The following is a 17,024-nucleotide window of genomic DNA, read 5'->3' as shown; positions in this document are numbered from 1 at the left end:
ACTAGTCGGGAGGACTATTCCTTGCCCGTGGGTTCGATGTTCACCAGCGTCTTCTTGAACGAGGACCACCAAGTGTAAGGAGCAGCATAGAAGTTGTCCTGCTTGGAGTAGTTCGTCCAGTAAGTGCTGTTGGTTGGAACCGTCGTGGGAATACCCATCAGGTTGATCGCCTGCATCGTGGTGGTCAGCTTGTGCGCAATCTCAAGACCATTGGCGATGTATTCGGGCGAGGTCGTCTCAAGCGAGGCGCTCTCTTCGACGATGTCGAAGATCTCGGGGTCGGTGACACGCATCCAGTTGCCGTTCAGCGCTTCGTCCGAATTGGCATCCTTGACGTTGTCAGCCTTGAACACGCCCCAGCTATTACGCCAGTTGGCGTTGTAGACGCAGGTATTGGCCCAATCCAACATCACTTCCATCTTGGAGTTGGTTGTCCGGGTTGCGCCGAACTCACCACTGTCGACCTGCTGGACGGAAACATTGATACCCGCCTTCTTCCAGCTGTCGGCGATGGAGAAACCAAGCCGCTGCATGTTCTTGTTCCAGTCGCCCGGAGTAGTCAGGGTGATTTCCCAAGGTGTGCCATCTGGCATCATGTAGAAGCCGTCATCGCCTTTGGTCATGCCGACCGAAGCGAACAGCTTTTCGGCTTCTGCGGTGTCGTGCTTCCACCAACCGCCACCAAAGCTCGCCGCGATATTGTCGGCGGACGGCAGTTCGGATTCAGGCATGCCCTGTTCCTTGAGCGCAGCAACAAGGTCTGCACCAAAGTTTGGATCGAACGGCTTGTAGCCGTCAGACAGGGTCAGGTTCGAAAGGAAATCAGCCGAAGGCTCATAAAAGATCGGACCGGTCACAGGTGTGTCGGCGATCGGCAATGCTGCAACCTTGAACTGGCCACTCAGAGCGGTGATGCCAACCTGCTTGAGGTCGAGCGACAGGGCCATGGCCCAACGTGCCTCTTCGAGGTCGTAAGGAGCCTGGTGCTGGTTCATGTACAGTGCCCACGAGCAAGCATCGTTCATGTCATGGTAGGGAAGGCTGTCGGAGAACGTCTGAATGTTCGGATTGCGAGCCTTCGCCGCCTGGATCGAATCCGGGCTCATGAAGGTGTCGATATCGTACTGGTTCTGAACGAACGCCAGCGTGCGTGTCTCTTCAGCGCCAAAGTCCTTGTAGAGAACGTACTTGGCCTTGGGCTCGCCCAGATTGCCCCAACCGGAACGCTCCCAGTCATCACGCAGCTCCCACAGCTGCCAGAAGCCATTCGGATCGTATTCCTTGATCTTGTATGGCCCGAGCGTAACGGCGGGAGCGTTATTGAAGGTGATCACGTCATCGCCAAGCGGCTCGAAGATGTGCTTGGGAACGGGCACGAAGCGGGCGCCCCATGAGTACACACCCATGGCCGTCTCGAAATCGTACGATGGTTCGGTGGTTTCGAACTCAATGGTGTAGTCGTCGATCACTTCCCAGCTCTTGATCAGGCTGGCGACCTGGGAAACGCGGGTGAGCTTGTCCCGGTACTTGAAAGTGGCGTCGAGCGTGTAGTCCAGATCGGCGGTGGTGAATTCCACACCGTCGCTCCAGTACACGCCCTCGCGCAGCTTGACGCGGAACTTGGTATGCTCGTCGTTGAGTACCTCAGGCATCTCCGCGGCAAGCTCGGTATAGGATTTACCGGTCGCGGTATCCATCTCCCACAGCGAGCTCCAGCCGAGCTCACGGAAGCCACGCCAGATCGCGTAGGAAATGAAGGGGTTCTGTGCATCGGGATTGGCGACCTTGCCGTCAAAGGTCTGCACGATCAGTGTCTCGTTGCGGGGCGTGCCGACGTCGGTCATCGTCCCCTGAGCAAGTGCGGTTGTCGATAGTAGTGCGCCCAGTAGCGGGGCCATCATGAAGCGGCTGAGCCGTGTCATATACTTTCCTCCCAGATCGGCCCGGACCGCCATGGTCGAGCCTCCTCCTTAGGGTAATTTCGAAAATCCGGACACGACCGCGCAGCATCAAACAGTCCACCCTCCGGGACCGTCGATCAATCGCCTGACGTGCGTACCTCAGATTTCGCGCCTACCCCGACGCGCACCGCTGTTTTGTGACTTGTTGTTCTTAACTGCGGTTAATTATCGAATATGTGGCAATTTCACCAAAAGTCAATGCAAGTGGCGATCCGTTATGACGTTGCATTTCGCCCCGCTATTTGGCGAAATGCGCTCCCGTTTTCAGCGAGAGCGAAGGTCACTCGCGGGTGGGGATGACGCCAAATTTTGCGGTTAGCATGCACAGATGCGACGTCGAATAGAGACAAATTACGGTTTTGTATCAGTAGCTTGGCAGAGGCGCTGCTGTCATCGAGCTGTATCTGACCATCAGATACGCATCGGGCACCTCAGGCGCGCTTAGAGCGACAGTCGGCAATTATTTGCGAAGTTGAAAAAAATTCGACAAGGAACGAAAAAAAACAAAAAACTTGAGAATTTTTTCGTTTGATTTTTGGTGGGTGTCGCCCAACGCCGAAAATGGACTCCGAGGCGCTCTGTCATGCGCGCGGGTCGTTCTGGCTGGAACGCTGCTCAGCGCGGTTCGGCACCGTTAGAAATAAGCGTTCAATCTCAAGGCAACAGTGTCGTTTTGCTACCACGCAAAGTCAAGCGTTGCGCCTTTTTGAGCCCGCTGAGGCTGGATTCATCGCGCGAATTAAAGGTCGCGCAGCAACAGGGCGGGGCGTCGAGATGTGGCACGCAGGATTGTCAGCGCACCTAGCAGCGCGGTGATGGCGATCGCACATCCCAGAACGATGCCCAGCGCATCGAGCTGAACCGTGAATTCCACATCCAGCAACGCCAGACCAATCAGCCAACCCAGTCCGATTCCCAGCGCGACAGCGGGTATCGAAGCGATGATCGCCAGTACCAGATACTGCATGCTGGCTGTTGCCAGCAGTTCAATCCGGGTGGCGCCCAGTACCTTCGTGATCACGGCGTCGGCTTCGCGCTGCCGGCGCCCCGTCGCCAGGCTGCCGATCAGGACCAAAAGGCCGTTGCCCACGGCCAACCCACCCACCATCGCTGCAGCAAATGACAACTGGCCAAGCGCTGTTGTGATCTGTTTGAGCGTGTCGCCGACCGCAATGAAATTGATGTCTGGGACGGCGGTAGCCAGCGCCCGCTCAGCGGCTTCCTCAGCGCCGGGCTGCGCGGTGACGGCTGAAAACAACGTCATGGGGTAGGCATCCAGGACACCCGGCGAAAACGTCGCCAGAAAGTCGATGCCGCCCTGCCAGGAATAGTCTCGGAAACTGGCAATTTCGACATCCACAGCGTCGCCGAAAATGTCGAAGGTCAGGCTGTCCCCGATGTCGACGCCAAGACCCGAGCGCAGACTATGATGCAAGGATACCTTGCCTGGTCCGCTGTAGTCGGCTGCCCACCATTCGCCCGCCATCAACTTGGATGCCGCTGGCATCGATGGCCGATAGGTCAGGGGAACCTCACCCGATAGCAGGAATGTTGCTTCGGGGCCGCGGGTACGCACGTCTTTCACCGCCACGCCATTGATCGCCGTCAGTGCCCCACGCAACATCGGTGTCGCAACCGCCAGCGCAATATCGCTATCAACGCCAACCATCGCCTCCATGGTTTCGACTTCATCAGGAAACAGGTCCGATGCCACCAGCGTGGGCACATCGAAGGACGAAGCGCCGAGGAATTCCTGACGAAGATTGCCCTGCAGCACCAGCACCACAATCAGCATGGTCAGTGCCATGCCCATCGAGATCACCACGGCGGCCGCGTTAGATCCGTACGCGGCAATGCCGCGCAAGGCGTGCCGCACGATACGCAGTGGAACATAGGGCACGCGCCCCAGCGACAGGCGGGCAAACAGGCTCACCTGGTGGAACACAAATGCCGCCAGTACACCTACTGCGCCGAAAGCCAGCACGATGAGGGGATCGCCGGTCATCAGCACCGCCAGCCAGTAAAATCCCCCGATGATCGCCAGTAGTGGAGCGATCTGCCAGGTCAGCAATAGCCCGCGCCAGTCCACGGGTGGCGCCTCCAGACCCCGCGATTGAAACAGTGTCACGGGGCGGATGGCCTGGGTTTGCTGCAATGGCAGATAGGCGAAGGCAAAGGCGGTCAGGAACCCGGCACCTCCGGCAACGAGCAGGGGTTGGAGATGCACGCTCGGTGCCAGTTCAATGCCCACTGCCTCACCAATGGCCGGCAGAACCACATAGGCGGCGACCCCGCCGACCAACAGGCCCGCGCCCACGCCAATGGCAGCAAGTGCGGTCACCTGCGTGAAAAAATGCAGCATCACGCGGGACTTTTCGGCCCCAAGGCTACGCAGAATGGCGATGACACTGGACCGCTCGGAAATATAGGCCCGCATGCTTGTCCAAACGCTAACACCGGCGATCATCAGCGATCCAAGACCTACAATCACCAAAAAGCGCATGAACAGGTCATAATAACGCACCATTGGTCCAAGCCCGTCGCGCGCGGTGCGGCTCGACCAACCCGTTGCGCCAAGTTCGTCATCCAGTGCGGCGCGGACCATTTCGACATCCTGCCCGGCATTCAGCAGCAGCTTGTAGCGGAACCAGTTGCCCAGCCCGGGCAGGGGTGAACTGCGATCGCGCAGACTTGCCAGTCCCTCATTGGTGACCACTGTGGTCAGCCCCAGCCGGAACCCACGCACCGGTCCGTCAGGCAGTTTGGTCAGGGTGCCGCGTGCCTGGAAAGTCGTGCCACCCAGTTCAAAACTGTCACCGACAGAAAGGCCCAGCTGGTCCAGCAACACTGGCGCCAGAAGTGCGCCATAGAGATCATCGCGGGGGGCAAGGAACTCGGAGATTGGGGTGCCGCCCGCCAACTGCGGGCTGACAACCCGTCCGAGCAGTGGATAACCGTCACCCACCGCAGCCAGATCGACAAAGGCATCCTGCGCTGCCGATTGCGCCCGCACATTGGTATCAACGACTGCCGCGACCTGCCCATATTGTAGCATTTGCGCGAGCTCAGCGCTCGTTGCCGGTCTGTCTGCGCGCGATAATTCGAGATCGCCGCCCATCAATTCGGCGGCGTTTCTGTCGATTGCCTGGGTGATGCTGGCGCCCACCGAGTTCACCCCGGCAATCAACGCCGTGCCCACTGCCAGACACACCAGCAGCAATATGAACCGGCGCATATCGCCGCGCAGATCGAGCAGCCCGATCCGTACTGTGGCCCAGATCACGCGCATCAATGCGTCACCGCAGCTTCAACCAACTCGCCCTGTGTCATGGTAAGCACCCGGTCGGCGCGAGCCGCTAATGCCGCGTCATGGGTGATCAGCACTACGGCAGTCCCTCGTTCACGGGCCAGATTGAACATCAACTCGATCACCATGGCGCCGGTCTTCTGGTCCAGATTGCCGGTCGGTTCATCGGCCAGCAGGAGCGGCGGATTGGCAACCATGGCGCGCGCCAGACCGACGCGTTGTTGTTCACCACCTGATAGGGCGGTGGGGCGATGCTCGAGCCGATCAGCCAGTCCGACTGCCGCCAGTGCGGCGCTGGCCTGTTCCCGGACTTGGCTTTGCGACAATTCCGGTGCCGCAATTTCCAGCGCCAATCCGACATTGTCGATCGCGCTCAGGGACGGGATCAAGTGAAAACTCTGGAATACGATCCCCATAGTGTGGCGCCGAAACCGGGCCAGATCATCTTCGCCCAGCGCTGTCAGATCGGCGCCGTTGACAGCCAGGCTGCCCAACGTCACGCGTTCCAGCCCCGCCAGCAACATCAGCAATGAGGTCTTGCCGCTGCCCGATGGGCCGACAATAGCAACCACCTCGGATGGCTTGGTCTGCAGTGAGACATTCTTGAGAATATGCAGCGGACGACCCGCAACTTGCAGTGTGTAGTTCACCGCGCGGACATCGATAATGGACTCGTCAGATTTGCTCACCTAGTCCGCCTTATGAACTCGCTGGTTACGTATTGGCGGCTACTTTGCATGACGCTTTATTGCGCCAGTCTTAAGTCGAGCGTCCGTTGCCACACTTTTGCAGCTGCCTGACGCGACCAGATAAGGGGCCGGTTCAGAAATCAGTCTGCGGAGGAGACCCTCGAGTGAAGAAGCCAACAACCATATTGTCATTGCTCCTGATGGTGCTGGCCACGCTGGCCCCCAGCGCACCAGCCCATGCCGGGGTGGCCGAGGTCGAATTGCTTTCGACCTACATCGATCAATGGCGCGGCGAAGGCACGCTGATCGGCGGGGATGAGCCTGAGCCATTTCGCTGCCGTTTGTCGGTGGCCAAAGGCAATCAAAGCCGCATCAACTATACCGGGCGTTGTTCATTGGTCGACACCACGCTCTCGATCAGTGGCACCATTGCCTATAGCGATGATAACGGACGCTATGAAGCGGTGATGAGCTCCAATGCCGGCTTTACCGGTTCAGCGATTGGCATCAAACGCGGCGACCGCATCAGCTTTGATCTGCGCGAGTCTCAGCGTGATCGTTCGGGTAGCGAGGTCCGCATCGGGGCGCGCATCCTGCTGGTTGATGGCACCATCACGGTAGATTTTGAAGTGGAGTTCAATGAGTCCGGTTCGGTGCTCACGGCCTCCGTTCCGTTCTCGCGCTGATTGGCTTCAAAGCCAACTGCATAATAGGAAAATGCCCGCGCCACTTTCAGGTGGCACGGGCATTTTTGTCTAGTTGATCGCCCAGGTGGCGATCGGTGGGAAGAACAGGATGATCGCCAGCACCACCAGCTGCAGCGCAATGAACGGCAACAGTGCGGTGTAGATGTGCTTGAGCGTGATCTCCTTTGGCGCAACGCTCTTGAGATAGAACGCGGCCGGGCCGAATGGTGGCGTCAGATATGATACCTGCATGTTCACAGCGAACAGAATGCCGAACCAGATCGGGTCATAGCCCAGCGTGATCACGATCGGCACGAAGATCGGCAGGGTGAGCAGTGCGATGCCGATCCAGTCCAGGAACATGCCCAGCACCAGCAGGATTGCCATCATCACCATGATGATCACCACCGGCGGTGCATTCAGGCTCAGAATGGCGTCGGCCACAAAGCGGTTGCCGCCCATCAGGTTATAGACGCCGACCAGCACCGCTGCTGCGATACCGATCCAGATGATCATGCCGCAGGTCTCGAGCGTATGAACCAGGCTGTCCTGCACCATTTTGACGGTCAGTTCGCGTCGCATCAGCGACACCACCAGCACCGCCGACACACCAAGCGCGGCGGCTTCGGTGATCGAGGCGATGCCGCCATAGATCGAACCCAGCACCACCAGCACGATGAACAGGGGCGCGGCCACCGACTTCAGCGCGCTGCTGACGGATTCCTTGGCCATCTCTTCATCGGACATGGGCGGGCCCATTTCCGGATTGCGAATGCAGATGAACAGCACATAGGCGATGTAGAACGCCAACAGGAGCAGGGCAGGGGTGATCGCGGCCACGAACAGATCGGCAATCGAGACACTGGCCACCAGACCGTAGATGATCAGCACGATCGATGGCGGCATCATGGTGCCAAGGGAGCCACCGGCGCACACCACGCCAATCGACAGGTTGCGATCATAGCCCAGGCGCAGCATCTGGGGCAGTGCCAGAATGCCCAGCAGCACGATCTCGCCGCCAATCACGCCCGACATCGCGGCCATCAGAATGGCCACGATCAGCGTCTGCACGGCGACACCACCCGGCAATCGCCCGGCCAGCACCCGCATGCCGTTGAACAGATCCTTGGCGATGCCGGATCGATCCAGCATGGCGGCCATCAGGATGAACATGGGAATGGCAACCAGCGAATATTCGGTGATGAAACCGAAAATGCGCGAGGTCACCAAAGGCAGGGCGTTGCCGCCAAACCAGCCAAAGGTGAAAATCAGGGCAACCAGACCGGTTACCCAGGCCAGTGGCTGGCCGGTCAGCAGCAGCAAGAAGATGCAGCCAACCAGAATGTAAGAGCCGTATTCAATTCCAAGTGCGCTGAAGCCCATGATTATTTCTCCCCGGCGCGGTTGGCCGGTGCGGAAACATCGCGGCGAATGGCGGCAATCAGATGCAAAAAAGTCTGCACGAACATCAGGGCAACGCACACCAGAACTAGCATTTTCAGCAGGGCCGGCGTCGGCGGGTTCCACGAGGTGCCCGTGCCCTCAAAGCGGATATCGCCCGTGGGCGAGTGCGTGGCCTTCCACGACATGATCCAGCCCGCATAGGCAAGCCCGGCGAAGAACACCATGGCGATGATCGAATTGACGATATCGAGGATGCGGCGGCCCTTGGGCGAAACCGCATCATAGATCATGCGCACGCGGATATGCTTGTCGCGCGCCAAGGCAATTGGTCCGCCAACCAGAAAGATCGCGGCAATCAGAAACGTGGTCGTCTCATGCGCCCAGAAGGTCGGGCTGTCGAAGACGTAGCGCGAAATCACTTCATAGACGGTAATGCCAAAAGCCAGGAAAATGGCCCAGGCCAGTATCTTGCTTGAGCCTGAAACTACCCGGTCCAGACCGGTGCGGATTTCGGCGTCGCCATCATCGGCGACCGCGGCAATGTCAACGTCGTCGGCCATCTGGGGTCTCCTGGTCGATACATTTGCGCCCGGCCGAATGCTCCGCCGGGCGCTTTGTTTTGGTGTTGGTACCTAGACCAGACTAGATCAGGTTACGGCCTTCGAGATAGGCAATGACCGTGTCGTAGTAGCGCTGGGTCATATCGGTCTTGGCGGCCCAGTTCTTCCATTCGTCCTGCGCAATGCGGCGGAACTTGGCGCGCTCGTCACCCGACCAGTTGATGATCTCGATCTCAGGGTTAGCCTTGGCTTCCGCCACGGCTGCAGCATCAAGCTGACGCACCGAGTAGATGTGCTGGAAGATGAACTGGTCGACCGATGCATTCAGGATCGCCTGCAGATCGGCTGGCAGACCGTCCCAGATTTCCTTGTTCATCGAAATATCGATCAGCGGCAGCGAGTGGAAGCCGGGATAGAGCGGGTAATGAGCGATATCGTTCATGCCCTGGCCCTGATTGGCGGCAAACACCGTGTAGTCAGCGGCATCGATCACGCCCTTGTCGAGCGAGGTGAACACTTCCGAACCGGGCAGGGCCACTGGCGAAGCGCCGGCCTTGGAGAAGATCTCATAGACCATGCCTTCAGGTGCACGCATCTTGAGGCCCTTGAGGTCTTCAACGCTGCGCAGCGGCACCGAAGCCACGAAGGCTTCTGGTTCAGTTGCAGCAGTGCCGATCAGGTGCACACCATATGGCTCAACCAGTTCGGCGTAGAGCTCATTGCCGCCACCGGACTGCATGAAGCCCAGCAGTTCGAATGGATCGCTCCAGGCACCAACCAGATTGCCCATCATGGCAAATGCTGGATCCTTGCCGGCAAAATAGCTTGGGTCGGTCAGGTGGCCCTGCAGGATGCCGGCGCCAACCGATTCCAGCGTATCGGTGTGTGGAACGACCGCGCCGATTGGCAGCAGTTCGATTTCAATGCGGCCACCGGACAGTTCGGTGACGCTGTCGGCCCACTTCTGCTTGTTGATGAAGCCAGGCTCGCCAGCGCTTTCCGAGGTCTGGAAGGTCCAGTTGTAGTCAGCGGCCAGAGCGGCGCCGGTCAGCGCCAGAACCGAAACGGTAAGCGCGGCTAGTCCCGCGAATGATTTGGTGAAACTCACGTCTCTCTCCCATGTCGATGCAGTTTGTTTGGTCGGGCAATAGACCCGGGAGTGCATCGTTCTCGCCGGATGGTTGCCCGAACTGTGCACGAATTGCGCACGCAATCAATCAGGGCAATATCACTTTTTGACCGTTTTTCCGCTTTTTGTCATACCAGTTACCCCCATATCGGCACAAAGGGGGTTGGAATTCTGCGGGTTATTGCCAGATGCTGCGCTTTTATGCAAAATCTGGTCCTACAAAAGTTGTATGCCCAGTTTTGGCCCCTGCCACCGGAGAAGCCGCCTTGATCTCCCCACGCCCCCCGTTGAACCTGCCGATACATCGGTGCGCGCCCGCTCGGCCGTGGAGGCACTGGTGCTTGATATCCGGGGGCTGATCGATAGCGAACTGCTCAGGGTTGGTGATGCCCTGCCATCTGAACGGGAGCTGTGCGAGCGTTTCTCCACCAGCCGCAATACGGTCCGCGAGGCAATGCGTATGCTCAAGGCCTATGGCGTTGTCGAGGTCCGTCCCAAGGTCGGGGCGACCATCATCGACAACCGCATGGCGCGCGCCTTTGATCTGTTCACGTTCAACACCATCGAGATTTCGCGCAAGACCTTCACCGATATCCAGGGCTTCCGTACCCTGATCGAGGTCAATTCGGTTGATGCCATGTTCGACAATCTCACCGATGAGCATCTGGCTGTGCTGAATGCCGCCAATGCGGCCATGGGCAATGCTGAGACCAAATCCGATGCATCCGAGGCCGACTTCAACTTCCACGTCGGTCTGGTCCGGATACTGGACAATGACGCGCTGATCGAACTTTATCGCATCATGAAGCCGGTGATTATCGGTATCATGGAGAAGGGCAAGTCCCGGCAGGACTTCCGCACCAACACCTTTGAGCAACATGCCGCAGTCATTGAGGCCCTGGCTGCGCGCGACCGCATCAGCTACCAGTACGCCCTGCAGTTCCATCTCAACATGGGCTTCAACACCTTCGGCGAATAGGGCCGGGGCATGAAGCGCGCAACTGTTTGGTGACAGGCGTGTCGAGCACCTCTCCAAACGGTTATCTTGCCGCGGGCGCTGGAGCTTGCCGTCCGGGCGCTCCCACCACATATTAGCGCCATGGCGGAAAAAGATCGGACAAAGCAGGGCAGTATTCTGCGTCAGGACGGCAAGGTCAGCGACAGCGTTGCCGCCTTCGTGCGCAAGGTCGGCGCGGTAGCGCGGCCCAATGCAGGCCAGGATGGACGGCTATTGTTCGCCCTCGACGCTACAATGAGCCGGCAACCCACCTGGGATTTGGCCTGTTCGCTGCAGGCTGAGATGTTCAAGGCCATTCCCAAGGACAGCGCGCTACAGGTGCAATTGTTGTATTTCCGTGGGCTGGGTGAGTGTCGGGCTTCAAAATGGGTTATTGACGCCGGTGCCCTATCAAAGCTGATGAGCGGCATTGATTGCCGGGGCGGCAATACCCAGATCGGCCGGGTTTTCGCCCATGCCCGCACCCAACATACCAAGCGCCGTATCAACGCTGTGGTGTTTGTCGGTGATGCCATCGAGGAGAACGTCGACGCTCTCGCAGCAAAAGCCGGCCAGTTAGGGCTGCTGGGCTGTCCGCTATTTGTCTTTCAGGAAGGCCGCGATAGTCGGGTCGAGGCCGCTTTTCGCGAATTTGCCCGGCTGAGCAAGGGCGCCTATGCCCGCTTTGATGCTTCTGCACCCCAGGAACTGGCCGCATTGCTCAAGGCTGTTGCTGCTTTTGCCAGCGGTGGCCGCGATCTGCTCAAGCTGCAGAATAGCGGACAGGCCAAGGCCCTCCTGGCCCAGATCGGCCACGGATGAGTTATGTATTTCTTGGCGCCCTGGCGCTGCTCGCGATCCTGGCGATCTATCAGTTCTTGCGCGGCGTTGACCGCGGGCTGCTGATGACCTGCCTGCGCTGGCTTGTCGTTGGCGTCGCCGGGCTGGCCGCTGCCTTCATGATTTTCGCCCGACGGATCGACATCGCTCTGATTCTGGGCGCCACCGCTATCTCCGTATGGCGCACTGGGCGGCTGGGGCCTTTCTCCTTCGATGGTCCACCCGAAGGTAATATTTCCAAGGTGCAAAGCAGATACCTGGCCATGGAGCTCGATCACGATACTGGTGCCGTAGAGGGCCGGGTACTCAGTGGTCCCTTCGCGGGCGCTGATCTGATGGATCTGGGCGAGAATGAGACTCGTGCACTGATCGCCGAAATTGAAGCCGACCCCGATAGCCTGCATTTGCTCGAAAGCTGGCTTGATGCCAACCGTGCCGGCTGGCGGGAGTATTTTGCTGAAACCGAGCGGGACAACCAGCATGGTGAGCGCGCTGGTGCTGCAGACCCGCTCGCGGAGGCCTACGAAGTCCTTGGGCTCAAGCCGGGTGCCAGCGATGAAGCGATCAGGGCCGCCCACCGCGAGCTGATGAAAGCTGTGCACCCCGACCATGGTGGCTCAAGCTATCTTGCCGCCAAGATCAACCAGGCGCGCGACCTGCTGCTCAGCCAGTAACCGCCCCTAGCTGCCCAGAAGCAGCTTGATTACCAGCCCCACCAGTCCAACTGCCAGCACACCGGCGAGCCAGAGGCCGATGAACCACCCAGCTTGCGTGAAGGCGGGTTTGGTGGCCATCAGTGATACCCCTCTTCAGGGTCGATCTTGCCGCGGAACACCCAGTAGGCGTAGCCGGTATAGGCCAGGATTGTCGGGATCAGGATCACCGCACCCACCAGCAGGAACTGCAGCGAACTGTCGGGCGCAGCGGCTTCGGCAATGGTCAGCGCGCCAGGCACGATATAGGGATAAAAACTGATCCCCAGGCCGACAAAGCTCAGCACGAACAGCCCCAGTGCCGCCAGAAAGGGCTGCAGGTGCTTGTCGGTGATCAGTCCGTGCCACAGACCCAGCGCACAGACGCCCAGAAGCGCTGGAACAAAGGCCGAGAAGAACGCCGTCGGCCAGCCAAACCAGCGTTCGAAATAGATCCCGCGCACAAATGGCGTCCACAGGCTCACAACACCGATCAGCACCAGCGTGCCAGCACCGGCAAACATGGCGATCCGTCGTGCGTGCGCCTGCAACTCGCCCGATGTCTTGAGGTTGATCCATGTTGCGCCCAGCAGGCCGTAGCCCACCACCACAGCCAGCCCGGTCAGCAGCGAGAACGGCGTCAGCCAGTCCCACCAGCCGCCGACATAGCTGCGGTCTGCGATATCGATGCCCTGCACCAGTGCACCGAGCGCGATACCCTGGGTAAACCCGGCCGCGGTCGAGCCCGCCCAGAACCCGACATCCCACCAAACCGATCCGCGTTGCGTGCGGTGCCGGAATTCAAACGCGACGCCACGGAAGATCAGCCCCAGCAGCATGGCGATGATTGGCATGTAAAGCGCTGGCAGCACAGTGGCATAAACCACCGGAAACACCGCCATCAGCCCGCCGCCACCCAGCACAAGCCAGGTCTCGTTGCCGTCCCAGACGGGCGCAATCGAGTTGGTCATGATGTCCCGGTCCCGGCGGTGCGGAAACAGCGGGAACAGGATGCCCACGCCCAGGTCGAACCCGTCCAGAATGACATAGGCCAGCACGGCAAAGGCAATGATGCCCGCCCAGATGGTTGGCAGATCAATGGGCATTGGGGCCTCCCAGCGTTTCTTCCTGCGCCGGTCCGGGCACCAAACCCGCGGCGCGGGTTGGACCCTTCTCCAGTTCCATGTCCTCGATTTCCAGCGGTGGCCGGCGGAACAGGCGGAACAGGTAGAAAACGCCAGCGCCAAACACCAGGAAGTAGACAATCACGAAAGCCAGCAGCGAGGCCCCTACAGCGGGCGCAGCCACCGGAGACAGGCTATCTGCGGTGCGGAGCAGCCCGTAGACCGTGTAGGGCTGCCTGCCCACCTCAGTGGTGTACCAGCCCGCCAGCACCGCGACGAAACCCGAGCCACCCATCGGCAGCGCTGCCCGCAGCAGCCACCTATTGGTGTAGAGCGTCTTGCGGTAGCGCGCCCAGAGCGACCACATGCCCATGCCCAGCATCAACAGGCCAAGCCCCACCATGATGCGGAAGGTGAAGAACGGGATCAGGGCGGGGGGCGGTCCTCCTTGGGGAAAGCCTTGAGCCCCTCAATGGCACCATCCCACTCATGGGTCAGGATCAGCGAACCCAGCTTGGGAATTTCGATGGCGTATTTGGTTTCCTCGGCTTCGTCATCGGGAATGCCGAACAGGATCAAGGGTGCCCCGTCTTCATGGGACTCGTAATGGCCTTCCATCGCGGCAATCTTGGCCGGCTGGTGCTCCAGCGTGTTCAGGCCATGCATGTCGCCAACCAGGATCTGCATCGGCGTGACAATTGCCGCCATCCACATGGCCATTGAGAACATGATCCGCGCTTGCCGGTTGGTGCTGTCCTTTAGCAGGTGCCACGCCCCCACTGCGCCCACGGCAAAGGCCGTCGTCAGGAAGGCAGCCAGCACGGTGTGGGTCAGCCGATAGGGGAAGGAGGGGTTAAAGATGATCGCCCACCAGTCCTCGGGATAGAAAATCCCGTTGGCGTCGATGCCATAGCCAGCCGGTGTGTGCATCCAGCTGTTTGCCGACGTGATCCAGGTTGCCGATATCAGTGTGCCGATCGCCACCATGGCTACAGCAACCATGTGCAGCGTGTCGCCCACGCGTTTGCGGCCAAACAGGGCAATGCCGAGAAACCCGGCTTCCAGAAAGAACGCGGTGAGCACTTCATAGCCCATCAGCGGACCAATCACGGCGCCGGCCTTGTCCGAAAACACCGACCAGTTGGTGCCGAACTGGTAGCTCATCACAATGCCCGACACGACCCCCATGCCAAAGGTCACCGCAAAGATCGTCTTCCAGTATTCAAACAGCTTGAGATAGGCCGGGTCGCGCTTCCACAGCCACAATCCGTTGAGCACCGCCAGAAAACTGGCCGTGCCGATCGAGAAGGCCGGGAAGATGAAGTGGAAGGACACCGTAAACGCGAACTGGATACGGGCCAGGATTTCTGCGGTCATACCGAAGGTCATGGATCGTCCTGTGAGCTGCCCCGACAAGCATTGTCCAATCGGGTTGGCCATATATTGGGCAGGGTCACGTCGCGATTCCACCCCGCATGGTGACGCAGTTTACACTGCCTGCCTCGATCCGGCTAACGTGTTGCAGTAAAGCAATTTAATTGCCTGATTCAGACGCGTTGCCGCAGCTGCATGCAGCGTTGTCGCAGCCAGTTGCGGTCGGGCTCAGAGCCTGAAAGCTCTATTGCGCGCGCATAGGCAAGCAGGGCCGGCGCGGTCTGCCCGGTACGGGCCAGCAGGTCCGCGTGGGCGGCGTGAAAGGGCTGATACTGATCCAGTTCTCCGGCAACCATGCCCGTCTCTTGCAGCGCCAGATCAAAAAGGCCGGTTTCCGCCAGCGCCACCGCCCGGTTCAATCTGACGACCGGCGTCGGCTCCAGACGCCAGAGTTCATCATAGAGCAGGGCGATTTGCGGCCAGTCCGATCGCTCGGCCTGAACATGACACGCTGCGATAGCCGCCTTGATCTGGTAAGGCCCCGGTGTCCGTCGGGCCATGGCGCGCGCGACCAGCGACAGGCCTTCCTCAATCATCGGGCGGTCCCAAAGTTGCCGGTCCTGCTCGGCCAGTGGCACCGTCACTCCATTAGTGTCCAGCCGTGCGGCTCGCCGTCCATGGGTGATCAGCAATAGCGCCTGGCAGCCTTCAATCTCTGCTTCATCGGGGCGCAGCCTATCCAGCATCCGCATCAGATAAATCGCCTCTGTTGCCAGGTCGCGAGCTTCTGTCGGACCGGCGGCATAGCCGCTGGTAAACACCAGATAGATCACTGCCAGCACCGCTTGCAGTCGACCCGGCCAATCCTCTGCCTGTGGCACGGCGAAAGGAATGCCAGCTGCCGCTATCTTTGTCTTGGCCCGCGACAGGCGCTGACCCATCGTGGTTTCGCTGTCCAGAAACACAGCAGCAATCTCAGCTGTCGAAAGTCCTGCAATGGTTCGCAGGGTCAGCGCCACCTGTGATTTGCGCTCAAGGGCAGGGTGGCAACAGGTAAAGATCAGCCGCAGGCGCTCATCGGGAATTTCGTGTGGCTCCACGCCAGTCTCTCCACCGAGCAGCGGTTTGAGCGCCGAAACTGTGCGGGCCTGCGAGCGGTCATGTCGAATGCGGTCAATTGCCTTGCGGTAAGCCACCTGCAGCAGCCAGCCCTGCGGCGAATGCGGCACGCCATTCCGGCCCCAATGCGACACCGCCGAGACCATGGCATCCTGCAGGGCATCTTCCGCCAGTTGAAAATTGCCCAGTCGGGCAATCAGCGCTGCGGTCAGCCGCCCCCGTTCATTGCGCACCAGGTGATCAAGCGCCCGTGTTGCGGCAACAGCGCCGGAGGCGGCCGATACCATCGTTCTAGCCCGCTGGATTATAGGTCATCAGCGGACGCACCTCGACGGTGCCCCACTGGGCCGATGGCACCATTGCGGCATAGCGCAGCGCGGCATCCAGATCAGGCACCTCGATTACGTAGTAGCCGCCCAGATGTTCACGCGTTTCGGCAAACGGACCATCCATGGTTTCGGTCTTGCCGCTGCGTACGCGCACAGACGTCGCCGTTTCGATGCCTCTGAGACCCTCGCCCGATACCAGCACCTTGTCGGCTTTCATCTGCTCGTTGAGCGCGAAGAACTTGCCCATCATGGCTTCAAATTCCGGCGTACCGTAGCGAGGCTCGGTGGTCGGGTCATTGTAGATCAACAGCATGTATTGCATTTCAGAATTCCTTTTGACGCCTTTGAAGGCAATGTTTCACAAACCGGTGACAATCCGAACCAGCGGGATCAGCAAAATCAACACGGCCAGCATGTTGCTCCCGTTGCCGAGATAGCGCAGGGGATGTCCTGCGTTGTGGATGGCCAGCCCAAACGGGTGCACAATGCGCCCCAGCACCAGCAAGATGCCCGCCGCGTGCAGCCATTGCGCATCAGCCCCCTGCGCCTCCGCCAGCACCATCAGCAGCAGCACGAAGGGTACCCATTCGATGAAATTGCCGTGGCGTCGAATGACCTGCAGCAGGTTCTTGTCGTCGGCATCGCCAATCGAACAGGATAATGCCGCCCGATGGCGCGACACGTTCACCCAAAGGACAAACCAGATCATGGTCAGGGGCAGGGCATATAGGGTGGTTGTAATAAGCGTCATGGATCATCACCTCTTTGGTTAGTGGATGATCCGAGAACGGAAGCCAGTCGTCGATTTCGACA

14 protein-coding genes and 1 pseudogene are annotated in these 17,024 nt (G+C 59.6%); 4 read left to right on the top strand and 11 right to left on the bottom strand.

Annotation, left to right across the window (positions count from 1 at the left end; all coding sequences use genetic code 11):
• Positions 1-14: 14 nt before the first annotated feature.
• The 3 genes from AC0L37_RS11670 to AC0L37_RS11660 form a co-directional block, all read right to left on the bottom strand.
• Positions 15-1,922, bottom strand: a complete 1,908-nt coding sequence (locus tag AC0L37_RS11670) for an ABC transporter substrate-binding protein (protein WP_212658482.1) — start codon at positions 1,920-1,922, stop codon at positions 15-17.
• A 778-nt stretch (positions 1,923-2,700) separates the two neighbouring features.
• Positions 2,701-5,250 carry an ABC transporter permease gene (locus AC0L37_RS11665; RefSeq protein ID WP_282221057.1) on the bottom strand — a complete coding sequence of 850 codons (2,550 nt, stop codon included), beginning with the start codon at positions 5,248-5,250 and terminating at the stop codon, positions 2,701-2,703.
• Positions 5,250-5,957: an ABC transporter ATP-binding protein gene (locus AC0L37_RS11660; protein ID WP_282221058.1), complete on the bottom strand. Its 708-nt coding sequence runs from the start codon at positions 5,955-5,957 to the stop codon at positions 5,250-5,252. Before AC0L37_RS11660 ends, AC0L37_RS11665 begins: the two co-directional genes overlap by 1 nt.
• A gap of 164 nt (positions 5,958-6,121) precedes the next feature.
• Here AC0L37_RS11660 and AC0L37_RS11655 point away from each other — a divergent pair, with 164 nt between their 5' ends.
• A complete protein-coding gene (locus AC0L37_RS11655) occupies positions 6,122-6,643 on the top strand; it encodes a heme-binding beta-barrel domain-containing protein (RefSeq protein WP_212658480.1) in 522 nt (173 codons plus the stop codon).
• Between the two features lie 69 nt (positions 6,644-6,712).
• Here AC0L37_RS11655 and AC0L37_RS11650 read toward each other — a convergent pair whose 3' ends face one another.
• The 3 genes from AC0L37_RS11650 to AC0L37_RS11640 form a co-directional block, all read right to left on the bottom strand.
• Positions 6,713-8,026, bottom strand: a complete 1,314-nt coding sequence (locus AC0L37_RS11650) for a TRAP transporter large permease (protein WP_212658479.1) — start codon at positions 8,024-8,026, stop codon at positions 6,713-6,715.
• Between the two features lie 2 nt (positions 8,027-8,028).
• On the bottom strand, positions 8,029-8,607 hold the full coding sequence (locus AC0L37_RS11645) for a TRAP transporter small permease subunit (protein ID WP_282221059.1): 579 nt from the start codon (positions 8,605-8,607) through the stop codon (positions 8,029-8,031).
• Positions 8,608-8,689: 82 nt separating this feature from the next.
• Positions 8,690-9,715: a TRAP transporter substrate-binding protein gene (locus AC0L37_RS11640; RefSeq protein ID WP_269369514.1), complete on the bottom strand. Its 1,026-nt coding sequence runs from the start codon at positions 9,713-9,715 to the stop codon at positions 8,690-8,692.
• 250 nt (positions 9,716-9,965) lie between these two features.
• Here AC0L37_RS11640 and AC0L37_RS11635 point away from each other — a divergent pair, with 250 nt between their 5' ends.
• From AC0L37_RS11635 to AC0L37_RS11625, 3 genes are all read left to right on the top strand, one after another.
• On the top strand, positions 9,966-10,715 hold the full coding sequence (locus AC0L37_RS11635; RefSeq protein ID WP_473312935.1) for a FadR/GntR family transcriptional regulator: 750 nt from the start codon (positions 9,966-9,968) through the stop codon (positions 10,713-10,715).
• Positions 10,716-10,835: 120 nt separating this feature from the next.
• Positions 10,836-11,555: a VWA domain-containing protein gene (locus AC0L37_RS11630; protein WP_282221061.1), complete on the top strand. Its 720-nt coding sequence runs from the start codon at positions 10,836-10,838 to the stop codon at positions 11,553-11,555.
• On the top strand, positions 11,552-12,247 hold the full coding sequence (locus AC0L37_RS11625) for a DnaJ domain-containing protein (RefSeq protein ID WP_282221062.1): 696 nt from the start codon (positions 11,552-11,554) through the stop codon (positions 12,245-12,247). The genes AC0L37_RS11630 and AC0L37_RS11625 overlap by 4 nt, the downstream gene beginning before the upstream one ends.
• Positions 12,248-12,366: 119 nt before the next feature.
• On the opposite strand, the gene cydB is transcribed toward AC0L37_RS11625, so the two are convergent.
• The 5 genes and pseudogenes from cydB to AC0L37_RS11600 form a co-directional block, all read right to left on the bottom strand.
• Positions 12,367-13,371 carry a cytochrome d ubiquinol oxidase subunit II gene (cydB, locus tag AC0L37_RS11620; protein WP_282221063.1) on the bottom strand — a complete coding sequence of 335 codons (1,005 nt, stop codon included), beginning with the start codon at positions 13,369-13,371 and terminating at the stop codon, positions 12,367-12,369.
• Positions 13,361-14,766, bottom strand: a pseudogene (locus AC0L37_RS11615) (cytochrome ubiquinol oxidase subunit I). Before AC0L37_RS11615 ends, cydB begins: the two are co-directional and overlap by 11 nt.
• A gap of 170 nt (positions 14,767-14,936) precedes the next feature.
• Complete coding sequence (locus AC0L37_RS11610) at positions 14,937-16,169, bottom strand: RNA polymerase sigma factor (protein ID WP_282221064.1); 1,233 nt, start codon at positions 16,167-16,169, stop codon at positions 14,937-14,939.
• 4 nt (positions 16,170-16,173) lie between these two features.
• On the bottom strand, positions 16,174-16,533 hold the full coding sequence (locus AC0L37_RS11605) for a YciI family protein (RefSeq protein ID WP_282221065.1): 360 nt from the start codon (positions 16,531-16,533) through the stop codon (positions 16,174-16,176).
• A 36-nt stretch (positions 16,534-16,569) separates the two neighbouring features.
• A complete protein-coding gene (locus AC0L37_RS11600) occupies positions 16,570-16,962 on the bottom strand; it encodes an MAPEG family protein (protein ID WP_269369527.1) in 393 nt (130 codons plus the stop codon).
• Positions 16,963-17,024: the final 62 nt, after the last annotated feature.

Source organism: Devosia sp. J2-20 (assembly GCF_055808475.1).
This window is presented reverse-complemented; position numbering and strand designations above follow the sequence as displayed.